A 4,732-nucleotide genomic window follows, 5' to 3' on the forward strand; every position below is an offset into this window, starting at 1 on the left:
GCGCCGTTGATGCGTGGGCTGGTGCGGGTGCCGGCGCGGCGTGCGGCGGAGGGCTCCTCCGCCGGAGCGGGCGCGTTGGCGCAGCGGCTGGCCGGGCTGGCCGAGGCCGAACAGCTCGATCTGCTGCTGAGGCTGGTCCGTACGCAGGTCGCAGCCGTTCTGGGCTACGGCTCAGCCGACTCCGTGGACCCCGATCGCGCCTTCCGTGACCTGGGCTTCGACTCGCTGACGGCGGTGGAACTGCGCAACCGGATGAACGCGGCCACCGGGATGCGGCTCCCCGCCACCCTGGTCTTCGACTACCCGACCTCCCTCGTCTTGGCCGAGCACCTTCAGGGTGAACTCGCGGGCACCCGAGGCCAGTTGACCGTACCGGCGTCGACCGTCAGCGCGGCCGACGACGAGCCGATCGCCATCGTCGCCATGAGCTGCCGTTTCCCGGGCGGGGTACGGACCCCCGAGGAACTGTGGCAGCTGCTGGCCTCCGGCCAGGACGCGATCTCCGGTTTCCCCGTCGACCGCGGCTGGGACCTGGACACGATCTACCACCCGGACCCCGAGCACCCGGGCACCTCGTACACCCGCGAGGGCGGCTTCCTGCACGACGCCGCCGACTTCGACCCCACCTTCTTCGGGATCTCGCCGCGCGAGGCCCTGGCCACCGACCCGCAGCAGCGACTGCTGCTGGAGACGTCCTGGGAGGCGTTCGAGCGCGCGGGCATCGACCCGACGACCCTGCGCGGCAGCCGGACCGGTGTCTTCGCGGGCGTCATGTACCACGACTACGCCACGCTCGTGGAGCAGTCGCCCGACGGCGGCGGCGAGGGCGCGATCGGCTCCGGCAGCACCGGCTCCATCGCCTCCGGCCGCGTCGCGTACGCCCTCGGCCTCGAAGGCCCGGCGGTCACCGTCGACACGGCCTGCTCGTCGTCGCTCGTCGCCCTGCACTGGGCCATGCAGGCCCTGCGGGCCGGCGAATGCTCGCTCGCGCTGGCCGGTGGCGTCACGGTGATGGCCACCCCCGCCACCTTCATCGGCTTCAGCCGCCAGGGCGGCCTGTCCGCCGACGGCCGCTGCAAGGCGTTCTCGGCGGACGCGGACGGCACCGGCTGGGCCGAGGGCGCGGGCATGCTGCTCGTGGAGCGGCTGTCCGATGCGCGGAAGAACGACCACCCCGTGCTGGCGGTCGTACGTGGCAGCTCCGTCAACCAGGACGGTGCGAGCAATGGCCTGACGGCGCCGAACGGCCCGTCGCAGCAGCGCGTCATCCGCCAGGCGCTGGCCGGTGCCGGGCTGTCCGCTGCGGATGTGGACGCGGTCGAGGCGCACGGTACGGGGACGACCCTGGGCGACCCGATCGAGGCGCAGGCGCTGCTCGCCACGTACGGTCGCGACCGGTCCGAGGACCAGCCGCTGCTACTGGGCTCCATCAAGTCCAACATGGGCCACACACAGGCGGCCGCTGGTGTCGCGGGCGTGATGAAGATGGTCCTCGCCATGCGGCATGGGGTGCTTCCGCAGACCCTGCACGCGGGCGAGGCGTCGCCGCACGTCGACTGGTCGGCGGGCGCGGTGTCGCTGCTGACGGAGCAGCGGACGTGGCCGGAGACCGGCCGCCCGCGCCGGGCGGGTGTGTCGTCGTTCGGCATCAGCGGCACCAATGTGCACACGATCATCGAGCAGGCCCCGGTCGAGGCGGCTGGCTCGACGGATGCGGAAACCGCTCCCGACGCCGCGCCTGCGCTCGCCTGGTTGGTCTCCGGCCGCAGCACGGCCGCGCTGCGCGCCCAGGCCGAGCGCCTGGCCGCGCACGTGCACGACCACCCCGACCTGCGCCCCGTCGACCTCGGCTACTCGCTCGCGACCACCCGATCCGCCTTCGACCACCGCGCGGCCGTCGTCGCCGAGGACCGCGCCGGGCTGCTGGCCGGTCTGGAGGCGCTGGCGCGGGGCGAGTCCGCTGCGGGGCTCGTCGAGGGTTCGGTGGCCGGTGGGCGGGTGGCGTTCCTGTTCACGGGGCAGGGCAGCCAGCGGCTGGGGATGGGGCGCGAGTTGTATGACGCCTATCCGGTGTTCGCGGAGGCGCTGGACGCGGTGTGTGCGGAGCTGGATCGGCATCTTGAGCGGCCGCTGAAGTCGGTGCTGTTCGGCGATGACGCCTCGGTGCTGGACCAGACGGCGTTTACGCAGCCTGCGTTGTTCGCGGTCGAGGTGGCGCTGTTCCGGCTGGTCGAGGCGTGGGGTGTGCGCCCGGACTTCCTGTCCGGGCACTCGATCGGTGAGTTGGCCGCCGCGCATGTGGCGGGTGTGTTGTCGCTGGCGGATGCGGCGAAGCTGGTGGCCGCTCGTGGGCGTCTGATGCAGGAGCTTCCGGCCGGTGGAGCGATGATCGCCATCCAGGCAGCGGAGGACGAGGTGTTGCCGCTGCTCACCGACCGGGTGAGCATCGCCGCCCTCAACGGACCGACGTCCGTGGTCATCGCGGGCGATGAGGATGCTGCTGTCGAGATTGCGGCGGGCTTTGAGGCGCAGGGTCGTAAGACGAAGCGGCTCACGGTCAGTCATGCTTTCCATTCGCCGCGTATGGACGGGATGCTGGAGGCGTTCCGTGCGGTGGCCGAGGGGTTGTCGTACGAGGCTCCGCGCATTCCGATCGTGTCGAATCTGACCGGTGCCGTGGTGTCCGTCGAGGAGATCACGACGGCCGACTTCTGGGTGCGGCATGTCCGTGAGGCCGTGCGCTTCCTCGACGGTGTGCGCACTCTGGAGGCTCAGGGCGTCAGCACGTTCGTGGAGCTGGGTCCGGATGGTGTGCTCACCGCGATGGCCCAGGAGTGTGTGACCGGTGATGATGCCGTGTTCGCGTCCGTCTGCCGTAAGGGCCGTCCCGAGGCTGAGGCGTTGCTGTCGGCTGTCGCGCGGGCGCATGTGCGGGGCGTGGCGGTGGACTGGGATGCCGTCTTCGCCGGTACGGGCGCCGCGCGGGTCGACCTGCCGACGTACGCGTTCCAGTACGAGCGCTACTGGCCGCAGGTCTCGGCCGCCGCATTGGGCGGTACGGCCGGGCTGGGGCTGGCGCCTGTGGATCATCCGTTGGTGGGGGCTGTGGTGCCGCTGGCGGGTGGTGATGGGTTGCTGTTGACGGGGCGGTTGTCGGTGCAGACGCATCCGTGGCTGCTTGATCACGTGGTGATGGGTTCGGTGTTGCTGCCGGGCACGGCCTTTGTCGAGCTGGCGGTGCACGCTGGTGATCAGGTCGGTTGTGATCTGGTGGAGGAGCTGACGCTGGAGGCGCCGTTGGTGCTTCCCGAGGTGGGTGGTGTTCAGCTTCAGGTGTCGGTGGGTGCGGCCGATGGTGCTGGGCGCCGTTCGATTGAGGTGTATTCGCGGCTTGAGGATGAGCCGTGGGTGCGGCATGCCTCGGGTGCGTTGGTGGAGGGTGCGTCGTCCGGGTCGTTTGATCTGGGTGTGTGGCCTCCGGCGGGTGCGACGCCGGTTGAGCTGGGTGGTCTGTATGAGGGTATGGCGGGTCTGGGGCTGGCGTATGGTCCGGTGTTCCAGGGGTTGAAGTCCGCCTGGCGGCTGGGTGATGAGGTTTTCGCCGAGCTGGAGCTTGCCGAAGAGGCGGGTGCGTTCGGTCTGCATCCGGCGTTGCTGGATTCGGCGTTGCATGCGGTGGGGTTGGGTGGCCTGTTCGATGGTGAGGGCGGGGCGCGGTTGCCGTTCTTGTGGTCGGGTGTGTCGTTGCATGCGGTGGGTGCGTCGGTGCTGCGGGTGCGTCTGTCGGCTGCTGGTACGGATGCGGTGTCTTTGGCGGTGGCTGATGGTGCGGGTCGTGCCGTGCTGTCGGTGGATTCGCTGGTGTTGCGGCCGGTGGCCTTCGAGCAGATCAGCGGTGCGCGGGGCGGGCGTCAGGAGTCGCTGTTCCGCCTGGAGTGGGCTGACCTGCCCGCCACCGTCTCCTCCGCGCCCGTGCCGACCTCCCGCTGGGCTGTGCTCGGCTCGGACGGCCTCGGGCTCGGGGCGGCTGGTGCCGACATCGTCACGTACCCGGACCTGGCCTTGCTGACCGGGACGCCGGAACTCGTCTTCGTGTCGCCGTCCGTGGACGGCGGCGAGGACGTGGCCGGGGCGACGCACCGGGCCACGGCCGAGGTGCTGGCGCTGGTGCAGGCGTGGCTGGGCGACGAGCGGTTCGCGGATGCGCGGCTGGTCGTCCTCACCTCGGGTGCCGTAGCCGCCGGGACCGACGAGACGGTGGCCGATCTGGCGCAGGCCGCGGTGTGGGGCCTGCTGCGTTCGGCGCAGGCCGAAAACCCGGATCGCTTCGTGCTCGTCGACATCGACGGTCACGACGCGTCGTTCCGCGCGCTGTCCGCCGCGCTCGCCTCCGGCGAGGCGCAGCTCGCGCTGCGTGCCGGGGCGGTGCGCGTGCCGCGTCTGGCGCGGGCGGTCGCTGATGTCGAGCAGCTGGCTGATCTCGGTGGTGCCGGGGGCACGGTGTTGGTGACCGGTGCGACTGGCACGCTGGGTGGTCTGCTGTCGCGGCACCTGGTGGCGGAGCGCGGCGTTCGGCGGCTGTTGCTGGTGAGCCGTCGCGGTGCGGATGCGCCCGGGGCTTCGGAACTCGGCTCTGAGCTGGCTGAGTTGGGTGCGGAGGTGCGGTGGGCCGCGTGTGATGTGGCGGACCGGGATGCGCTGGGCGAGGTGCTGGCGTCGGTTTCGGCTGAGC

1 protein-coding gene is annotated in these 4,732 nt (G+C 71.2%); it reads left to right on the forward strand.

Annotated features, from left to right (window positions below):
* Positions 1 to 27: 27 nt before the first annotated feature.
* Positions 28 to 4,732, forward strand: a 4,705-nt coding sequence (locus tag ABZ562_RS41000) for a type I polyketide synthase (protein WP_361490528.1), incomplete at its 3' end; no start/stop codon positions are given.

Source organism: Streptomyces sp. NPDC019937 (assembly GCF_040631655.1).
In the GTDB taxonomy this organism is placed as follows: Bacteria; Actinomycetota; Actinomycetes; order Streptomycetales; family Streptomycetaceae; genus Streptomyces.